This window comes from Parapedobacter sp., from assembly GCF_035556095.1.
Lineage (GTDB): Bacteria > Bacteroidota > Bacteroidia > Sphingobacteriales > Sphingobacteriaceae > Parapedobacter.
On record NZ_DATMFT010000021.1, the window covers coordinates 660,780 to 678,362 of the forward strand.

Annotated in this window: 23 protein-coding genes and 1 tRNA gene; 16 read left to right on the forward strand and 8 right to left on the reverse strand. The window is 46.9% G+C overall.

Annotated elements, in window-relative coordinates; all coding sequences use genetic code 11:
• The first annotated feature begins 131 nt into the window (after positions 1–131).
• The gene (locus VNQ80_RS13270) at positions 132–551 is read left to right on the forward strand and encodes a DoxX family protein (RefSeq protein ID WP_325639364.1); all 420 of its coding nucleotides are present in this window, start codon (positions 132–134) and stop codon (positions 549–551) included.
• Positions 532–810 (forward strand): YdeI/OmpD-associated family protein, encoded by a 279-nt coding sequence (locus tag VNQ80_RS13275; RefSeq protein WP_325639366.1) that lies wholly within the window; start codon positions 532–534, stop codon positions 808–810. Before VNQ80_RS13270 ends, VNQ80_RS13275 begins: the two co-directional genes overlap by 20 nt.
• Before the next feature lie 187 nt (positions 811–997).
• On the opposite strand, the gene VNQ80_RS13280 is transcribed toward VNQ80_RS13275, so the two are convergent.
• Positions 998–1,387, reverse strand: a complete 390-nt coding sequence (locus VNQ80_RS13280; RefSeq protein WP_325639368.1) for a DUF2784 domain-containing protein — start codon at positions 1,385–1,387, stop codon at positions 998–1,000.
• Positions 1,388–1,449: 62 nt separating this feature from the next.
• Here VNQ80_RS13280 and VNQ80_RS13285 point away from each other — a divergent pair, with 62 nt between their 5' ends.
• Positions 1,450–2,184, forward strand: coding sequence for a DUF481 domain-containing protein (locus tag VNQ80_RS13285; RefSeq protein ID WP_325639370.1), 735 nt, complete (start codon positions 1,450–1,452; stop codon positions 2,182–2,184).
• A gap of 135 nt (positions 2,185–2,319) precedes the next feature.
• On the opposite strand, the gene ggpS is transcribed toward VNQ80_RS13285, so the two are convergent.
• The 3 genes from ggpS to VNQ80_RS13300 form a co-directional block, all read right to left on the reverse strand.
• Complete coding sequence (ggpS, locus tag VNQ80_RS13290; RefSeq protein WP_325639372.1) at positions 2,320–4,593, reverse strand: glucosylglycerol-phosphate synthase; 2,274 nt, start codon at positions 4,591–4,593, stop codon at positions 2,320–2,322.
• Between the two features lie 243 nt (positions 4,594–4,836).
• Positions 4,837–5,403: a YqgE/AlgH family protein gene (locus tag VNQ80_RS13295; RefSeq protein ID WP_325639374.1), complete on the reverse strand. Its 567-nt coding sequence runs from the start codon at positions 5,401–5,403 to the stop codon at positions 4,837–4,839.
• A gap of 138 nt (positions 5,404–5,541) precedes the next feature.
• On the reverse strand, positions 5,542–6,177 hold the full coding sequence (locus tag VNQ80_RS13300; RefSeq protein ID WP_325639376.1) for an HAD family phosphatase: 636 nt from the start codon (positions 6,175–6,177) through the stop codon (positions 5,542–5,544).
• Between the two features lie 67 nt (positions 6,178–6,244).
• On the opposite strand from VNQ80_RS13300, the gene VNQ80_RS13305 reads away from it, so the two are divergent.
• The 6 genes from VNQ80_RS13305 (at position 6,245) to VNQ80_RS13330 (ending at position 10,079) form a co-directional block, all read left to right on the forward strand.
• Positions 6,245–6,318: transfer RNA gene (locus VNQ80_RS13305), tRNA-Ile, on the forward strand.
• A 184-nt stretch (positions 6,319–6,502) separates the two neighbouring features.
• Entirely contained in the window at positions 6,503–6,751 is a 249-nt protein-coding gene (locus VNQ80_RS13310; RefSeq protein ID WP_325639378.1) for a hypothetical protein, read from the forward strand.
• A gap of 65 nt (positions 6,752–6,816) precedes the next feature.
• Complete coding sequence (locus tag VNQ80_RS13315; RefSeq protein ID WP_325639380.1) at positions 6,817–7,344, forward strand: class I SAM-dependent methyltransferase; 528 nt, start codon at positions 6,817–6,819, stop codon at positions 7,342–7,344.
• Between the two features lie 6 nt (positions 7,345–7,350).
• On the forward strand, positions 7,351–8,007 hold the full coding sequence (locus VNQ80_RS13320; protein ID WP_325639382.1) for an NAD-dependent epimerase/dehydratase family protein: 657 nt from the start codon (positions 7,351–7,353) through the stop codon (positions 8,005–8,007).
• 486 nt (positions 8,008–8,493) lie between these two features.
• Positions 8,494–9,549 (forward strand): NAD(P)-dependent alcohol dehydrogenase, encoded by a 1,056-nt coding sequence (locus VNQ80_RS13325; RefSeq protein ID WP_325639384.1) that lies wholly within the window; start codon positions 8,494–8,496, stop codon positions 9,547–9,549.
• Between the two features lie 287 nt (positions 9,550–9,836).
• Positions 9,837–10,079, forward strand: coding sequence for a zf-TFIIB domain-containing protein (locus tag VNQ80_RS13330; RefSeq protein ID WP_414692996.1), 243 nt, complete (start codon positions 9,837–9,839; stop codon positions 10,077–10,079).
• 45 nt (positions 10,080–10,124) lie between these two features.
• Here VNQ80_RS13330 and VNQ80_RS13335 read toward each other — a convergent pair whose 3' ends face one another.
• From VNQ80_RS13335 to VNQ80_RS13350, 4 genes are read right to left on the reverse strand one after another with little or no spacing between them, the layout of a single operon-like run.
• Positions 10,125–10,619, reverse strand: a complete 495-nt coding sequence (locus tag VNQ80_RS13335) for a DUF6691 family protein (protein ID WP_325639388.1) — start codon at positions 10,617–10,619, stop codon at positions 10,125–10,127.
• Positions 10,620–10,628: 9 nt separating this feature from the next.
• Positions 10,629–11,219 carry a YeeE/YedE family protein gene (locus tag VNQ80_RS13340; protein WP_414692999.1) on the reverse strand — a complete coding sequence of 197 codons (591 nt, stop codon included), beginning with the start codon at positions 11,217–11,219 and terminating at the stop codon, positions 10,629–10,631.
• Complete coding sequence (locus VNQ80_RS13345) at positions 11,219–11,452, reverse strand: hypothetical protein (RefSeq protein WP_325639392.1); 234 nt, start codon at positions 11,450–11,452, stop codon at positions 11,219–11,221. Before VNQ80_RS13345 ends, VNQ80_RS13340 begins: the two co-directional genes overlap by 1 nt.
• 14 nt (positions 11,453–11,466) lie before the next feature.
• On the reverse strand, positions 11,467–12,858 hold the full coding sequence (locus VNQ80_RS13350) for an MBL fold metallo-hydrolase (RefSeq protein WP_325639394.1): 1,392 nt from the start codon (positions 12,856–12,858) through the stop codon (positions 11,467–11,469).
• A 211-nt stretch (positions 12,859–13,069) separates the two neighbouring features.
• Here VNQ80_RS13350 and VNQ80_RS13355 point away from each other — a divergent pair, with 211 nt between their 5' ends.
• The 7 genes from VNQ80_RS13355 to VNQ80_RS13385 all read left to right on the forward strand — a co-directional run bounded on the left by VNQ80_RS13355 (position 13,070) and on the right by VNQ80_RS13385 (position 17,559).
• Positions 13,070–13,732 carry a Crp/Fnr family transcriptional regulator gene (locus tag VNQ80_RS13355; RefSeq protein ID WP_325639396.1) on the forward strand — a complete coding sequence of 221 codons (663 nt, stop codon included), beginning with the start codon at positions 13,070–13,072 and terminating at the stop codon, positions 13,730–13,732.
• A 14-nt stretch (positions 13,733–13,746) separates the two neighbouring features.
• Positions 13,747–14,874 (forward strand): TlpA disulfide reductase family protein, encoded by a 1,128-nt coding sequence (locus VNQ80_RS13360; protein ID WP_325639398.1) that lies wholly within the window; start codon positions 13,747–13,749, stop codon positions 14,872–14,874.
• Positions 14,875–14,898: 24 nt separating this feature from the next.
• Positions 14,899–15,345: a rhodanese-like domain-containing protein gene (locus VNQ80_RS13365; protein WP_325639400.1), complete on the forward strand. Its 447-nt coding sequence runs from the start codon at positions 14,899–14,901 to the stop codon at positions 15,343–15,345.
• Positions 15,338–15,859 carry a TlpA disulfide reductase family protein gene (locus VNQ80_RS13370; RefSeq protein ID WP_325639402.1) on the forward strand — a complete coding sequence of 174 codons (522 nt, stop codon included), beginning with the start codon at positions 15,338–15,340 and terminating at the stop codon, positions 15,857–15,859. The genes VNQ80_RS13365 and VNQ80_RS13370 overlap by 8 nt, the downstream gene beginning before the upstream one ends.
• Positions 15,846–16,451 (forward strand): nucleosidase, encoded by a 606-nt coding sequence (locus VNQ80_RS13375; protein WP_325639404.1) that lies wholly within the window; start codon positions 15,846–15,848, stop codon positions 16,449–16,451. The genes VNQ80_RS13370 and VNQ80_RS13375 overlap by 14 nt, the downstream gene beginning before the upstream one ends.
• The gene (locus tag VNQ80_RS13380) at positions 16,451–16,828 is read left to right on the forward strand and encodes a hypothetical protein (protein WP_325639405.1); all 378 of its coding nucleotides are present in this window, start codon (positions 16,451–16,453) and stop codon (positions 16,826–16,828) included. Before VNQ80_RS13375 ends, VNQ80_RS13380 begins: the two co-directional genes overlap by 1 nt.
• Before the next feature lie 170 nt (positions 16,829–16,998).
• Positions 16,999–17,559, forward strand: coding sequence for a TlpA disulfide reductase family protein (locus VNQ80_RS13385; protein WP_325639407.1), 561 nt, complete (start codon positions 16,999–17,001; stop codon positions 17,557–17,559).
• Positions 17,560–17,583 lie beyond the last annotated feature (24 nt).

A 17,583-nucleotide genomic window follows, 5' to 3' on the forward strand; every position in this document is an offset into this window, starting at 1 on the left:
GAATAGCTACGTTTATATTTGTAGTCATATAGCTTCATGATGAAGTTTAGAGGGGGCGTGTTTCATGCGATAACCGACCCAAGAAGAAAACCCGTTTACAGGAAGTGCTGGCTAACTTAAAATAATGCGGTATGTTAAAAAGAACCGAGCGTGCGAGCTCAACAAGGTTAAATAAAATCATCTATTGGGTGGCAACCCTATTCTTATCATCGGGTATGCTTGCAGGGGGAGCCCAACAAATGCTTCAAATCGGTGGCTATAATGAAATCGTAACCCGATTGGGGTATCCGCTTTATATGCTTTCCATTATAGGCATTTGGAAAATATTGGGTGTGGTGGCCATTCTCTTGCCAGGGTTCCCCTTGGTAAAAGAATGGGCGTATGCCGGGTTTTTCTTTGTGATGACGGGTGCTGCAATTTCTCATATCCTTATGAAAGAGCCATTTGTCGAAGTGGTGCCGTCGTTGACACTGCTCGCGGCCATTATTATTTCGTGGTATTTCAGGCCTGCAAGCCGCAAAATGACCTCAAATGACAACCATAGCAATTGAAGAAGGTGTGGTACATGAAGTGCCGGACGATTTGAAAAAGGCGTTGCGCACCAATCCGGAACTATTGGAAAAATGGAATAAGCTAACGCCGCTGGCGCGCAATGAATGGATTTGCTGGACAACAATTGTAAAACAGGAAAAAACACGGGCAGAACATATAAAGCGATTGGGCGAAGACATCGTTGAGGGCAAAAAACGGCCTTGTTGCTGGCCCGGATGCCCACACCGCCGGCCCAATGCCCAAAAGTGGTTTAAGTGATTGCCGTGTAAAAGACGTATCTTAAACTTCAGACCGGATAATCCCGCTACGTTGAGGGGTACACCACTTAAACCCAGAATATTCATTAGCTTTCGTGATGCGTCCCGCTGCCCCGCTCGCCTGGCCGCATCGAGAAGAGTTTGAAGCAGTTTCAGTATGTAATAGAAGTGCTAATGAATATTCTGGGTTAAACGTCTTTTGTGTGCGAATGTCTTGGCGACCGACGGAAATTCAGGTACAGCGCGATAAAGAAAACAATGCCGAAACTCACCGCGGTAAGGGTGTCGATCCAGGTGGGATTGCTGTCGGTAACCATTAGCTTGTCTACCTGGTACTTGATAAACGAGTTGGGCAAGTCACGTTCGCCGAGCTGGGTTTTCACTTCCCATTGCCAGTCGGTAATCGGGCAGTAGCCGATGCCATACCAAATGCCCAATACAAGCCAAGATGCCGCTGTGAGCAGCACGCCGTACAGGTGCCACCGGCGGGTGGCTGGCCAAATCCAACCCAGCAGATTGAACCCAATGATCAGCAGGTGCAACAGCGTATAAAAGCTATCAAGTATAGGTAACCACACGAAAAATAACAATGGGGGCGTGGAATTGTTGACACCAAATTTCTTTGTAAATTCGCGGGTTCATGATGAAACGTATTGCCTGTATATTGCTGTTGGTGGCCTCGGCCAATACCGCCGCCCAAGCCCAATCGAACGATAGTACGAACTATTTTATCAAGCTTTCTTCTACAAACTCGATTAACCGCGCAAATGATAAAAGCGCCTTCCTATTCAATAACGGCCTTGGCTTTTCCATCCGGAAAGAACGCGTGAGCCTCAACTGGAACAATACGTGGCTGTATGGCCAGCAGGATGGCAGCAAATCCAACAACGATTTTTCGGCCACTTTTGATGCCAATTTCTACCGCCCCGATCGGAAGTTCTTCTATTGGGGGCTGGCCAACTACAACAGCAGTTTTTCGCTGAAGATTAAAAACCAGTTGCTGGCAGGGGCAGGTGTGGCATATAGCTTTTGGGACACCGAAACGGCCTACCTCAACCTTAGCGACGGGTTTCTCTTTGACACCAGCAGTATTCTGGAAGATGATCTGCCTGTGCATTACCAGACGGTACGCAACTCATTTCGCCTGGCCTACCGGTTTGTCTTTCATTCCCTCGTAACACTTCAGGGTAATAATTTTTACCAACCCTCGCTCACCGATGGCACCGATTTCAATATCCGCCTCAACAACGAAACATCATTTGCGCTATATAGCGGACTCAGCATCAAAGCGGTGCTGACGTACAACCGTGTGAACCGTACCGGCAGCGAAAACCTGCTCTTTACGTATGGGGTTTCGTTTGAGCGTTACTTCTGACGAGCTACGGGCCTTTGCTATCTCTCAATCAGCAACCGGAGCCGCTAAATCGGCAACCGTTTTTGTTAAAACCTCGACCATGGAGAATTTCAGTCGTTGAAATACGATTTGTAATACATCAAGCCGACCACGATTTCATTCGTGCACTGCCAGCTCGTTAGCGTCGCGATGCGCTGTTGCTTTTTTCAACCCCTCCAGGAAGTCTCTCCCCCAGCGTTGCACGTCGTAATGGTTTACCGTTTCAAACAAGCGCTGCATGCGGAGCTTCCGTTCGGTGACATCGAGTGCCAATGCGTTATGCAGGCCGTCTTTGAGGCTCTGGCCATCGTAGGGATTGGTGCGGATGGCATGGGGCAGCTCTACCGACGCACCTGCAAATTCGGAGATGACGAGCACGCCGTCGGGATCCTTCTGCAAGCCCTTTACAGCCACGTATTCCTTGGCCACAAGGTTCAATCCGTCGCGCAGCGGCGTAATCCAAGCCACATCAGCAATGGCGTAATAGGCGATTACCTCTTCGAAAGGTACCGACCGGAAGAAAAAGCGAATGGGGGTCCAGTCCATGCTGGCGTATTTACCGTTGATTTTCCCCACGGCCTGTTCCAGTTCTTCCTGTATACGCTCGTATATTCTCATGCCTTGGGAAGGGGGCGTGCAGATATTGATCAACTCCAACATGCCGTGGTATTCGGGGTGTTCATCAAGGAATTCACCGAATGCTTGGATTTTTTCAAGCGGACCTTTTACATAATCAAGCCGCTCGACGGAAAGTACGATGCGTTTCCCCGAGGTTTGCTGCCGAAGGGTTTCGACCCGTTCCTTGGTTTCGACGCTTTCACAGATGCGGCGAATGTTGTCCATATTTACGCCTACCGGCTGGGCGCCCAGCCGGATGGTGTTGTCGCCCACGGCGATTTGCTTGGTCATCTGGTCAATGCCGAGTGCGCAGCTGTAGGTAAGGAACTGTTTGGCGGCGTTGACACGAGTAAGCACTTTCGTCGGTGCGTGGCTTTTCACGACATCGACAAAGTTTTCGACATACCGCGGGATATGAAAGCTGACGAAATCGCACTGCAGGAGACTGCCGATGATTTCATGCCGCCAAGGGATGATGTTAAAGATATCCGCCGGCGGGAATGCAGTGTGATGGAAGAAGCCGATTTTGAGATCGGGGCGCAACTGCCGGAGGTACGCGGGTACCATCCATAGGTTGTATTCGTGTATCCACACATAGGCACCATGCTCGGCCTCGGCAGCCACGCGGTCGGCAAACAATTTGTTGATCTTGAGGTAGTGTTGCCAATGGTTGTGATTAAACTGGGCCTTGCTAATAAACGAGAATATGGTAGGCCAGAACGCCTCTTTCGAGAATACCCGGTAGAACAGGTCGATATCCTTTTTGGGTAGCGGGATGATGGAGGCTTTCAGGTTGGGGTATTGTTTTTTGTCGATGTACTGGGTGAGTTGGGGGTTATCTCCCAATAAGCCGGCCACTTCTTCACCTATCCATACGCCCGGCCTGCCGGTATCGAAAAAACCGAGCAACGATGGGATGATGCCGTTGGGGCTACGGGGGGGCACGCGTTTCGGCTTGCCATTTTCGGTGATGATATCGAAGGGCAACCGATGGTACACCATGAGCAACTGTTTGTTGCTAATCTCTTTTTTCGTGACTTCTTTTTCACGGACGGGGTAGTAACCACGGAAGGGTTTGAAATGCTGCATAGCCTCCAATATGCCTCCGGCACCTTCTTTGGTAGCTTGGAACACATGATCCATATGGTCCACTGCGGCGAGGAGGGCGGGTTCGGAGTTGCCTACGGCAACTCCGCTGTAGCCCGTTTCGAAAAGGGAATAATCGTTATAGGTGTCGCCCGCAACCAGCACCTGGTCCTCCGGGAAGTCGATGGCCTGGATCAATTTTTTGAGGGTGGTTCCCTTATTTACCCCACCAGGCAAGATATCGAGGTATTTCCCCGCCGACAACAACACATCGCATTGATGGCGGCTGGCGATTTCGTGTACCGTTTGGAGGTCTACATGCTCGTCGTAATAGAATGAACAGCGCCTTTGTTGGGGCACCTCCTGCGGTTGAATGCCCGGTATGGTGGATAGCTGCTGTTTGAGGAGATGTTCATCCGGCCACCGTTGCTCGATTTCAGACTGTATAGTCGCCAAGGGCTCACGGGTTCGGCCGTCCACAACGGTAGCGCCCACATCGCTTATGATGTAGTGGGGCATCGGGATGGTGGGGTCGTGCAACAAAGGGAGTACCGTTTCTATTCCCCGGCCAGTTACGAAAACCAATTTGAAGTCCGAATGGTTTTTGATTAAACGGTAGAGTTTTCGTCTCTTCGAAGCGGAACCGCCGAGAAACGTACCATCGAGGTCAGTTGCCAATAGCATCATCGTTTTTTTCTTTTTTTAAGCGCGGTGCATCTGCGACGAGGTGCCGATACGCTTACGTGAGACAAAATACGGGAGATTGATATTTAAACAGGTGACCCAATACCTGCCCCCTTATGTTAGATATGGGCATAAAAGGGATTCGCAGATCAAAAAAGGGCAATATATGGCCCCAAGGCGGTGCAAAGGTAAAGAAAATAGCGCGGGATCGCAAATGACGTGGATGCTCTTGGTCAGACCGGCGGTTTAATTCCACATGGGGTTTTGCGGAAAATTGGCCACATGGGCATACTTCGGCCCAAGGGATACGATGGCTTCTTTCCATAGATTTTCACCGTCATTTCCAAAGGTAATATCGGGATTATAGTGATTGCTGATTACCCATGTATTTTCCTTGAGTTCGCTATCCAATTGGCCGGGGCTCCAGCCTGAATAACCCAGGAAGAACTTAATCTCATCTGCGGTAATGTCACCGTTGTTGATCAAAATCTGCAGGCTCTCGAAGTTGCCGCCCCAGTAGATGCCGTTACCCAACCCGATTCCACTGTGGAGTTTATCGTAACACTTATGAATGAAATGGATACTGTCCTGTGCTACGGGACCACCCAGAAATAGGGGGAAATCGGTTTCAGGAAACTCGCTCATGACGTCGCTGAGCTGGATGCTGGCTGGCTGGTTGAGTACGTAACCCACGGTTCCATCTTCATCGTTGTGCTCGCATAACAGAACTACTGAACGTTGGAAGTTGGGATCAAGCATAAAAGGTTCTGATAGCAGCAGGCTAGCTATTTGGGGGGTGTTTTTGTTGAACATCGTTGGACCTCCATTCCTTTTAGTTAGGTAAACTTACCTAAAGTTGCTATGATATGCAATTATAATCGCACGAATTATAAAAGTAATGCTTGCGGTATTTCCGCCGCGGTCGTGACGACTCGATAACGAGGATACGAATCAACCGGTATGACCCAGTCGGGCCAAAAGGCTCGGCAACGTGTCGCTCTGAGCCAGTAAATGCGCCTGGATTCCGAGTTTCTTGGCCGTTTCGATATGCTGCGGACTGTCGTCGACGAAAAGCGTCTCTGCCGGATTTAGTCCGTGGGTATCCAATACGAATTGGAAAATCTCGTCATCCGGTTTCCGCATCCGCATGAGGTGTGAGTAGTAGTCCTTTTCGAAGAAGGCGCTGTTGCCATTGATGCCGAATTCACGGTTGAGGTAGTCCATAATCCATTGATAGTGGATTTCGTTGTTGTTGCTTAGCAGGAATGTACGGTATTGCCCTTTTAATTGAAGGAGCAATTCATGGTGGTTTGGCCGCACGCCGATGAGCAGACTGTTCCATGCAGCGTCAATGGCCTCATCGCTCAATTCACGGTTATGCGCGGCGTTGCGAAGTTCATTGCGAAATTGAGCGGCGGTAATGATGCCCTTGTCGAACGCATCGAACAAAACGTGTTGCGCTCTGTGGCCGTAAAAAGTATCCACATCCGGAATGCCGAGATCGATGAATGATTGCCGCAATTTTGGAAAATCGATATCGAATAAAACATTCCCGTAATCGAGGACAATGTTGCGTATATTTCTCATGAAAATTTCTAGTTCTATCTGCAAATATGTACATTTGCAGCCGCAAAACAATGCATTAGTTTGCACTGCGCCTATAGCTCAGTTGGTTAGAGTAGGAGACTCATAATCTCTTGGTCCCTGGTTCGAGCCCAGGTGGGCGCACAAAAAGCCATCTCTTAAGAAATTTCGAGGTGGTTTTTTTATTTCTCTCAGTCGATTTCATCAACAAGATGGTCACGGACCCGGATATTTCATTATAGGACACTCGCGAGCCGAAGGTGGACTATCAGGATTTTTTTCGATGTTCGCATTGGTTTTTTTGTAATTTAGCCACTAATGAATTGGATTGGCTAGGAAAAACACCTTCCCCACGAAGCTTGGCATATGGTACAGCAGACGCAGGGCAGACCCTACCGTCCAGATGAAGGGTGGGGTGAGCGTGAATGATGATGCCGGATTGGAGAAAGTGGCGGATGTGATGGGCGAAAAGGTGCTAAAATTCTCACCGGTACTGCAGGACATAAATGCTGATTCTCCCAACACGGAGATAACATCCAATGGAGCAAAACAACAACGCAAAATAAGTGTTTTATGAAGTGGTATTACCGATAGCGTATGAGCTATCGGATTGTATTTTTTAAACCCTTTAAATTAAACAAGATGAAATCCCTGAAAAATTATTTACTGGTCTTTTTGTTATTGGGAGGCTTGCCGGTATTAGCGCAAACACCCGATTTGGATGTGCCATATGTGCCAACAAGGCAGTCGGTGGTGGACGGAATGCTTGATTTGGCCGGGGTGAAAGCGGGCGACATACATTACGACTTGGGGTGTGGCGATGGTCGTATCGCGATTTCTGCCGCAAAACGTGGTGCCATTTCAACGGGGGTCGACCTCGATCCGCGACGCATAGAAGAAGCAAATGAAAATGCTGAAAAAGCGGGCGTCACCGATAAAGTAACATTTGTCCAAGGTGATTTGTTCGATTTTGATTTTAGCAAAGCGGATGTGTTGACACTTTATCTGCTACCCTCGGTGAACCTGAAGTTACGCCCAAAAATCCTCAAAGAGTTGAAACCGGGAACACGGGTAGTATCCCATGCCTTTGATATGGGCGACTGGAAGCCTGACAAAACTGTTAAAATAGATGGAGCCACGATATACCTATGGACTGTTCCCAAGCGTTAATCGAAAATGCGTGTAATCATCACAGGGACAACAGGTATGATCGGCGAAGGTGTTTTAATTGAATGCTTGGCCCATCCGCTCATCACGGAAGTGCTGAGCGTTAGCCGGAAACCAACAGGTAAGCAGCATCCCAAGCTGAAAGAATACATTGTTGGGGATTTTCTGTCGCTTGAGGAAGATGATGCCATATTGAAAGGATATGACGCCTGTTTCTATTGCGCGGGCATAAGTGCTGTAGGAAAAGTGGAGGAAGAATATAAAAGGGTGACCTACGATACCACCATGCACTTCGCAAAAGTGTTGGATCCTCGTCCCAACATTTCTTTTATTTATGTAAGCGGAGGCGGTACAGACGGTACCGAAAAAAGCAGAATGATGTGGGCTAGGGTGAAAGGAAAAACCGAAAATGATTTGGCAAAACTCCCGTTCAAACAAGCGTTCGGTTTCCGCATAGGTTTTGTTAAACCTGCTGCTGGGCAACAGCTCGTTTTGCGCGCGTACAAATATATTTCATGGCTGTTTCCGGTTATAAAAAGCCTATTTCCCAATATGTACAATACCATGAAGCAGGTTACACAGGCGATGATCCATGTCGCCCAATACGGCTATGAACGAAACGTAATTTATGTGAGGGACATTCATAAAATGAGCAAACAACCGTAACAGAAACACTGGCTAAACAAGGTCATACCGTCGTTATCCATGGCAGGAATAGGCAACGACAATTCCATTTTTATATTTCTGGGGTTGATTGTCCTGATGATACTGTAAAGTTCGGCATTGGGCTTTGGTGTCATGGGCATGATTAACACGTGGTACACATCCCGAAAAGGTGATGATAAAACGGGACCATCACGCTGTGGAGCACGTAGCGTTAAGCCCTTGCGGAGATGTAAAGGTCTTGGTTTCAACTATACCGGCACAAAATAAACGGCCTAATTCCATAGATGGAGGTATCAACATTTCATAATTTTGTATATTGTAAAGCTGTTTGCAGTAGTATTGGATAGCTTTATTTTCTTACTACGGAATGTCATAGTTCGCACGCCGAATCGATATGTGGTGTTATAGAAAAGGTTTTTGGAACGGTGTGACGGCTTGAAGGGAACTTCATTTGCTTAAATAAGAAAAACTAAAAATTTAAAGGGTATGAATACACAAATTGTTAAAGCGTTTGGGACAGACGCCCCAACTGAAGACCTGAAACAGTTAAGCATCGAACGCCGTGAAGTGAGGATAAAAGATGTGGAAATAGATATTTTGTATTGTGGTGTATGTCACTCCGATTTGCACACTGCCCGCAACGAATGGCGAGGAACGGTTTACCCGAATGTACCCGGGCATGAAATTGTGGGACGTATCTCAAAAGTCGGCAGCGGTGTAACCAAATTCAAAGTAGGCGATTTGGCTGCGGTGGGTTGTATGGTAGATAGTTGCCGTGAGTGTGAACAATGCAAAAAAGGGAGTGAGCAGTATTGTGAGAATGGCAATGTACAAACGTACAACGGTCTCGAAAAATACTTGAACAAGCAAACGTTCGGGGGATATTCTGAAAAAATAGTTGTTGATGAGGACTTTGTTTTGCGGGTGCCCGAAAATTTGGATTTAGCAGCCACAGCTCCGTTGTTGTGCGCAGGTGTAACAACCTGGTCGCCTTTGAAGCATTGGAACGTGGGTCCGGGAATGAAAGTTGGTATCGTCGGTATCGGCGGATTGGGACATATGGGTGTAAAATTAGCTAAAGCTATGGGGGCCCACGTAGTCGTGATTACCACCTCGCCGTCAAAAGTGGAAGATGCCCAAAGGTTGGGAGCTGATGAGGTTATCTTATCTACGGACATGGGTCAAATGAAAGCTAACGCAGCCACGCTACACTTCGTTTTGGATTGCGTTTCTGCAGAGCACGATGTGAACGCATACCTGAGCCTTTTAAAAGTGGATGGAACGTTAGCTCTTGTCGGAGCACCGGAACATCCGCTTCCTATTGCTGCATTCAGTCTTATACCGACACGACGGAATTTTGCGGGGTCTACGATAGGTAGCATTGCCGAAACACAGGAAATGCTGGATTTTTGCGGAGCGCATAATATCGTGTCAGATATTGAGCTAATTAAAATGCAAGATATAAATATCGCTTACGAGCGTTTATTGAAAGGCGATGTGAAATATCGATTTGTGATAGATATGGCAAGTCTGAAAAATTAGCCGTTATGCGGTATTGCAAATTCCAGATGTATTCGCTTTCGACTATATCTGGAATTTCGCTGTAAACGTAATCTAACGATAAGTATTCGCAATAATTTTGAAGTTGCCGCGTTTGTTTCGTAATATAGCGCCGTTTGAAAGATGCTACGGTTATTGCATTGCTGTCGATCTTTCTGAACCGAGGTTTCGTAAGAAGTTTTCAGGCTTTTGCGAAACGGTAGATAAGCGGTAAATAGTGATTAAAATTACGATCAATGAATTGTCCAAGTTGCAACGAAACGCTTTTAATGTCTGTACGTAATCAGGTTGAGATCGATTACTGCCCCAAATGCCGAGGAATCTGGTTGGACCGAGGTGAACTGGATAAAATTATAGAACAGTCTGATAAAGCTTACACGCAAGTACCTAACAGCCGTCCGGCATATCCTGACAGCCGATACCAAGAACGGGATGATTATCGGGACGACCGGCATGGCGGTTATCGAAAGAAGAAGAAGTCCTTTCTAGGCGATTTCTTCGACTTCGATTAGCGTTTTATCCGTTGATAAAAGCTATAGCAACTTTGGCTGAACGTATTAATGGGGTAGCCGGTGTTTAAAGTAGCCGTACACCCACGTTCCCGCAACCGCGCTCAATAAGGTTACAGCGATTACCGTGGCGCCCGTGCCGATCTGAGCGAACAGCGGCCCCGGGCAGGCTCCGGTGATTGCCCAGCCGAATCCGAAAATGAGCCCCCCGTAAATATGGCCCTTGGTGAATTTTTTAGGCGCAATGGTAATCGGCTCTCCGTCAATCGTTTTGATTCGGAATTTTTTAATCAGCCAAACGGAAATAATGCCTACGATTACAGCACTGCCAATAATACCATACATGTGAAAGGATTGCAGACGGAACATTTCCTGGATGCGAAACCAGCTAATCACTTCGGATTTCACTAACAGGACACCAAACAGCACACCCGCCACAAGGTATTTCGTATTGTGGCGCCACCCGTACGTCAACCGGTTTTCATTGGTATACACAGCCTCCGGCAATTTTGTGTCCCGATTGTTATTCCTTGTCTGTTGCATGTTGTTCATTTAAAGTGATAAAATATGTGGCAAAATCAGGTTCGCCATGATAAAGCCGCCAATCATAAAGCAAACTGTAGCGATCAGTGAGGGCCATTGCAAATGAGATAACCCCATGATGGCATGCCCGCTGGTGCAGCCATCGGCATAGCGGGTGCCGAACCCAACCAAAAACCCACCGACCACCATAAAGAAAAATCCCTTCACGGTGAACAGCGATTGCCAACTCATGAGATCTTCCGGAATGAGGTTGTTGTAGTTGGTAACGCCGTAAGTAGCCAATTCATTTGCCAATGCTGGGTTTACCTCAGTCGGACTAAGGTTAGCCAGAAAAGCAGTAGCAAGTGTGCCTCCGAGAAAGATACCGAAGACAAAGAATAGATTCCAGGTCTCGCTCTTCCAATTATAGTGAAAGAATGGGATTTTAGCTGGTACACATGACGCGCAGATGTGGCGGAGGGATGAGCTGATTCCAAAAGGTTTATTGCCCAATATCAGTAATGCAGGCACGGTAAGCCCGATTATCGGCCCCGCGATATACCAAGGCCACGGTTGCTTCAAAAGTTCTAACATTTGTTTTTCAATACTGTTTTGATGTATTACTTTACTTCGTCATAGGCGGTGCCGGCATGCTTATGGGGCCTCCGTTGCGTGGGAACGCCACAGCTTCCGGTTGCGCACATATTTACATTGAAAAACGACAATATGGCAAATAAAACACCCATACCTACCAAAAGCCATTGTTCGATTTCTATTCCCTGCATGATAATGATGACACCGATAGCGAGTCGAAGCACCCGCGCCAAGTTCCAGCTTTTCAAATAATTTTTCATTTCTTCTCTTTCTCTTATTTAACAACTTGATTGTCCTTTTCCTTCCATTCCTTCATGCCACCGGAATAGTTTTTGACGTTGTTAAAGCCGTTACGCCTTAAAAGCGAGTAGGCAATCGTAGCGCGGTCGCCGGACTGGCAATGGATCACGACTTGCTTTTCTTTAGCTATCTTGTCTAGATGCTGTTGCAAGGTGCCCACGAATATGTGGTCAGCGCCCGGAATATGCCCCGCCTTGTATTCGCTTTCTCCACGTACATCCACAATCTGGGTGTCGTCTGCCCCTACATACCCTTTAAACGCTTCGATATCGATTACATCTGCCGTTTGTAGTTCCAAACCGAGACTTGTAATGTCTGAAACATAACCACAAACATTATCCATGCCGATACGCATCAATTTCCTGGTCAAATCTTCGACGTCTTTGTCGTCGGCAACCAATAGGAACTGTTCCTGATACGTTAATATCCAGCCCACCCAGGTAGAAAATGAATTATTTCCCTGGATATTGATGCTTCCGGGAATAAACCCCTTTGCGAAATCAACCTTATTTCGGGTATCGATTACCTTTAGCCCGTGGCGGTATGCCGATAGAAAGTCTTCTTTATCCAACTTTGGGTACTTTGGCACTTCGATCAATAGGGGGCGGGGCACCTTATTCAGGTGCTTCATCATAGCGAAATAAGTCGGTGGCTCAGGCTGCCCATCCAACAGGTATTCAACAAAGCCCGCTTCATCATCGCCATATTGGAACGCCCAATTGCGGATTTTTTCATAGCCAACGGTTGAATTGGGTACTGCGCCTAAGGATTTGCCGCAGGCCGATCCGGCACCGTGACCCGGCCACACCTGTATATACTCGGGCAATTCACCAAAATGCTGAATGGACCGGTACAACTGTTTAGCTCCTTTTTCCACCGTACCCACCATACCGGCGGCCTTTTCCAGCAGGTCGGGGCGCCCCACATCGCCTACGAATACGAAGTCTCCTGTAAAGACCATGACGGGTTTGTCTGATGCAGGGTGGTCTATGAGGACGAAACTGATGCTTTCTGGCGTATGCCCGGGGGTATGCAATGTCTCCAGGGTGAGGTTGCCAACGGTTACCTTGTCTCCATGTTTTAACCCGACGTGTGGAAACTGGTACTGCCAGTCTTCGCCACCTTCGTCAGAAAGGTACAGCTTGGCACCGGTAACGGCAGCGAGTTCGCGCGAGCCACAGAGGAAATCGGCGTGGATATGCGTTTCCATAACGTGGGTGATTTTCAGGTTATTTTGCTTCGCTATCTCCAGATACACATCGATATCGCGCTGTGCATCGATGACGATGGCCACTCCGTTTGCCTGGCAACCAATCACGTAGCTGGCCTGCGCTAGGCTTTTATCATATACATGCTGAAAAAACATTATTTTAAATTTATCCGTTTCTACTTATTTTTTTCTCATGCAAAGTACTCACTTTATTTTATACTGTACGGTTACTTTGGTTACACAACATCGGGTATCGAGACACTTCTAAGAAAAATAGCGTCGGGTTTTAGTTGTATTTTTGTAGAAATGATTTATAATTGTCATACTTGCGGCGATAAGTATCAACACATGGAAAAGGATGTTGGGCATGAAAGGACCGATAGAGGAAGCATACGGCGCGATATTCGAACCGGCATTGATTGATGAAATGGCACCGGTAGCCAAACTGGTGGCATTTAAAGCGGGTGATATGCTGATCGACATCGGGAAATACATCAGGACGATGCCTTTGCTTATCAGCGGTGCCATTAAGATTATGCGAGAAGACTTGGATAAAGGCGAATTAGTATTGTATTTTATCGAAAAAGGCGACACCTGTGCGATGACCCTGGCGTGCTGTATGGGCGATACGAAAAGTGAGATCCGGGCGGTAGCCGAAACAGATGGGGTGGTTGCCATGGTTCCGGTAAGCTATATGGAAACATGGGTGGGCAAGTACCCCAGTTGGCGAGCGTTCGTGTTTTCAAGTTACAATAATCGGTTTAACGAGATGCTGGAGGCGATTGATAATCTCGCATTCATGAAAATGGATAGACGCCTGTACAATTATCTTTTGGAAGCAGCGAAAATCACATCATCCGATGTGATAAACAAAACACATCAGGAAATTGCATATGCGCTAAACAGTTCGCGCGTAGTAATTTCGCGCCTGTTGAAAGCGCTTGAAAACGAAGGTAAAGTCAAGCTGAATAGAAACAACATCGAACTGTTGGAGTTAACTAAGACCAGTCGCCGGAAAGCTGGCACATAACGTAATTAAACAAAATGCTTAAAATAGACACCATGAAAATAACCTTATTTCTTCCCCAGCTGGTTGCTTTACTTTTTCTTTTCAGCGCTTGCAACACGAATAGCGGGGATAGTTATACGCTCGCCGGACATGTCAATAATGCCAATCAGTTAAGTAACGTAATGCTGTATGCGGGCGAAGCATTGGTCGACTCCATAGCCGTGGATAAAAACGGTAATTTTTCGATAACAGGAACAGCTTTGGGACCGACCCTATATGAATTGGTCATTGGGCAGCAATCGTATATGCTGGTATTGGAAAATGGCGAAAAGGTTGAATTGAGTGTGGATATGGACCAGCCGGCTCAATATACCGTAAAGGGCTCGGAAACTTCCGCCAAACTGAAAGAGGTTGCTGCGATACGCGATAAATTCCAGGAACAGCAGATGGATTTGCAAAAGGAATTCGAACAACGTATGGCCAATGGCGAAGATCGGGCAGTGGTTCAACAGGAATTGATAGCAAAACATGATCGCTATACCAGCGAGCTGGCCGAACAGATCGTCCGGTTCTCTACAGACAACACGGATAATCTAGCTGGATTCTTTGGGATATTGGTGCTGTATTCGGTAGATCCGGATGGGCACGAACAGGAGTTGGTAGCCTATGCGGAAAAAGCGAAGGACCGGTTTCCCAATGACAAGACCGTGCAGTCATTTGCTGCGCATATGCAGGAAATAAAGCCGCTAAGCGTTGGCCAGCCGGCGCCCGACTTTAGTTTGGAAACGCCGGACGGTAAGGCGGTAAAGCTCTCCGATTTGAGAGGTCAATATGTTCTTGTTGATTTTTGGGCAGCTTGGTGCACACCATGCCGTCATGAGAACCCCAACATCGTTACACAATACCATCAATTTAAAGACCGGGGGTTCACCGTGTTAGGTGTATCGTTGGATAGAGATCGCGATGCGTGGCTTAAAGCCATTAAAGACGACAAGCTCGAATGGACCCACGTGTCGGATCTGAAGATGTGGGAGAGCGAAGCAGGCCGCTTATACAACATCACAGCAATCCCTGCATCGTTTATGATCGACCCCGATGGCAAAATTGCGGCGAAGAACCTCCGGGGACCTGCACTGAAGCAATTTTTGGAAAAAACATTGTAAAAGCTAATCTTATCTTTTTGTGTTATGAAGAGTGTAATCCATCTCGTTTCTATATTTAACGCGTTGTTATTGATGCTTGGTAGCAAAGCGTACGCCCAGCAAAAAGCGGAACCTTGGAGCAAGAAGCAGTTGATTGCAACCGAAACGCTTGCTTCCCGAATCGAACAGGGAGAAACCGAAAACCTGTTTATCCTGTCGATAGGGCCCGATGCCGTTATTAAAGGTTCGGTCGACATCGGTCCTACAATGGAAGCTGAAAACCTCGACAAATTAAAGCATTACCTGAAAGACGTGCCAAAAAACAAGGAAGTGGTGATTTATTGCGGGTGCTGCCCGTTTGAAAGGTGCCCTAATATCAGACCCGCGTTTACGGTGTTGAAAGATTTGGGATTTAAAAATGGGAAGTTGCTAGATATTCCCCAGAATATTAAAGTGAACTGGCTGGATAACGATTACCCAATGAATGAATAATTTGAGATTGATACTTTGTTTTATGGCCATGATCATCATGAGCGTTGGCCTGTATGCACAAGATGAAACGGTAAAAATAGGGCAACAGGCCCCTGAAATTTCATTGCCTACACCCAACGGCGACACCATATCGCTGTCGGCGTTTAAAGGAAAACTGGTATTGATAGATTTCTGGGCGACGTGGTGTGCACCCTGCGTAAAAGAGCAGCCGGAATTAAAAACGCTATATGACACTTATAACGGTGGCACCAAAGGCGATCGGTTTGAGATATTCGGCGTGTCTCTCGATAAAAACCGTGATAGCTGGGTAAAGGCAATCGAACGTTTCAGCATCGATTGGGTACAGGTGAGTGATTTGCTGTTCTGGAGAAGTCCGGTGGCTAAAGACTACGGTATCCAGGAATTACCTTTTAACGTATTGGTCGGTGAACAAGGGGAAATAGTGGCCATCAATTTACATGGCGGAGAGCTCGAGGATTTTATAGCTACACATCTTAACAATGCTTACAATTAATCAAAACCACACCTTTTCCGTTGATGGGGTTTTATTCACTTTTGCGTTGGCATCGGAAGCTGCCGATGTATTTGCAGCTTATAACCATTTAATATGTGGCATAGGCAAGGTAAACGCAACTTACAATTTATTGAAGGCGGTGCAGCGCGAAAGACCTGCGTTGATTGTTAATCTTGGCTCTGCGGGAAGTAATCACTTCCAAAGGGGAGAAGTGGTCTGCTGTACAAAATTTATACAGCGTGATATGGATGTCAGGGGTTTAGGATACGAACAATATGAAACACCGTTATCGGGATTACCCACTATATTGGATTATGGCTTGCTGATGGACGGTTTGCCGGCCGGTATCTGTGGAACGGGTGATAATTTTGAAATGGCACATGCGGCAATCGGTTACAACGTGGTAGACATGGAAGCCTATGCCCTAGCTGTGTTGGCCATGAAAGAAAAGATACCGTTCCTATGCCTGAAATACATCTCGGATGGTGCCGATGGCAATGCGGCGGCAGACTGGACCGTGCAAGTGCACCAGGCAGCTGTTGCCTTCCATGATGTGCTAAAATTGGATAATTTAGTTAATTTTGCAGAGTGATGAGCAGGATTTGGCATAAATTCTTCGTGTGTGTTACAGTGGCGTTGGTTCTACTTGGATCCTGCCCCGTTAAAGCCAGCATCAAAAACTTGATGGGCATTCCGGTTAACAAGGAACAACGTGCACCGCAAAACCATATCATTTTTCAGGTAACAGGGGTAGAAAAGTGTGCCGATGTCGAAATCGCAGCGACCAAAATAGTCCAAATCAATTCTACGGGTATAGGTACTTTGTTGCCCACGGCCGCTCTCGCGCTGATATTTAATCGCTTGCCCAGTTTTGTATTGACCGATGCACAACCGCATCCCCATTACGGTCATCTAAAAATACCCGGTGCCTTACCGGTATTCCTCCAATGCCGGAGCCTCATCATTTAATGTTTTTCGTTCCTTTTCCTAACGATTGCAGTGGTCAAGAGGTAAATTGCCGTTTTGCAACCTGACGCTTGTGAATCCGCGCGATTATCAGTTTCTTAGATCGGCAATCAACCAATAAAAAAGAACAATAATCGTTCAACAATACAGTGAACAAAATAAAAGAACTCATCATGAAAATACACTTTAAAAAGGCCGTTGTCAGCTCCGGGCTTTTCGTCGTCATAATTTCACTCGTTGCCTGTGGGACCAACAAAAAAGAGAAAGATAATTCAATAAATCAGTCGGTCGCTCAGGACGCGGTTGCAGTGGAACAAGCCACTACCCCCGGGATTTTATTCAAGGACGAAAGCGGGAAAACCGTTTCGTTGAATTCGTTAAAAGGTAAGGTGGTATTCATCAACTTTTGGGCAACCTGGTGTCCGCCCTGCATTCACGAGATGCCGTCTATAGATGGTCTGAAAAAGTCGTTCGAAGGGAATGACAAGATCGAGTTTCTGATGGTAGACGTTGATAATAAGATAGAACAGTCAACGGCCTTTATGAATAAGAATGGTTACGATCTTCCGGTTTATACACCGGCGGGCCCTATTCCGTCTGATTATTTGGGCGGCGCAATCCCAACGACAGTTATCCTAGACAAAGAAGGAAAGATGGTAGGCCGGATCGAAGGCGGTCGGGATTATACCGATCCGCAAATAATAAAAGCGTTGAACGAGCTGGTTAACATGTGATTAGCGATGATGCATGAACGGAGA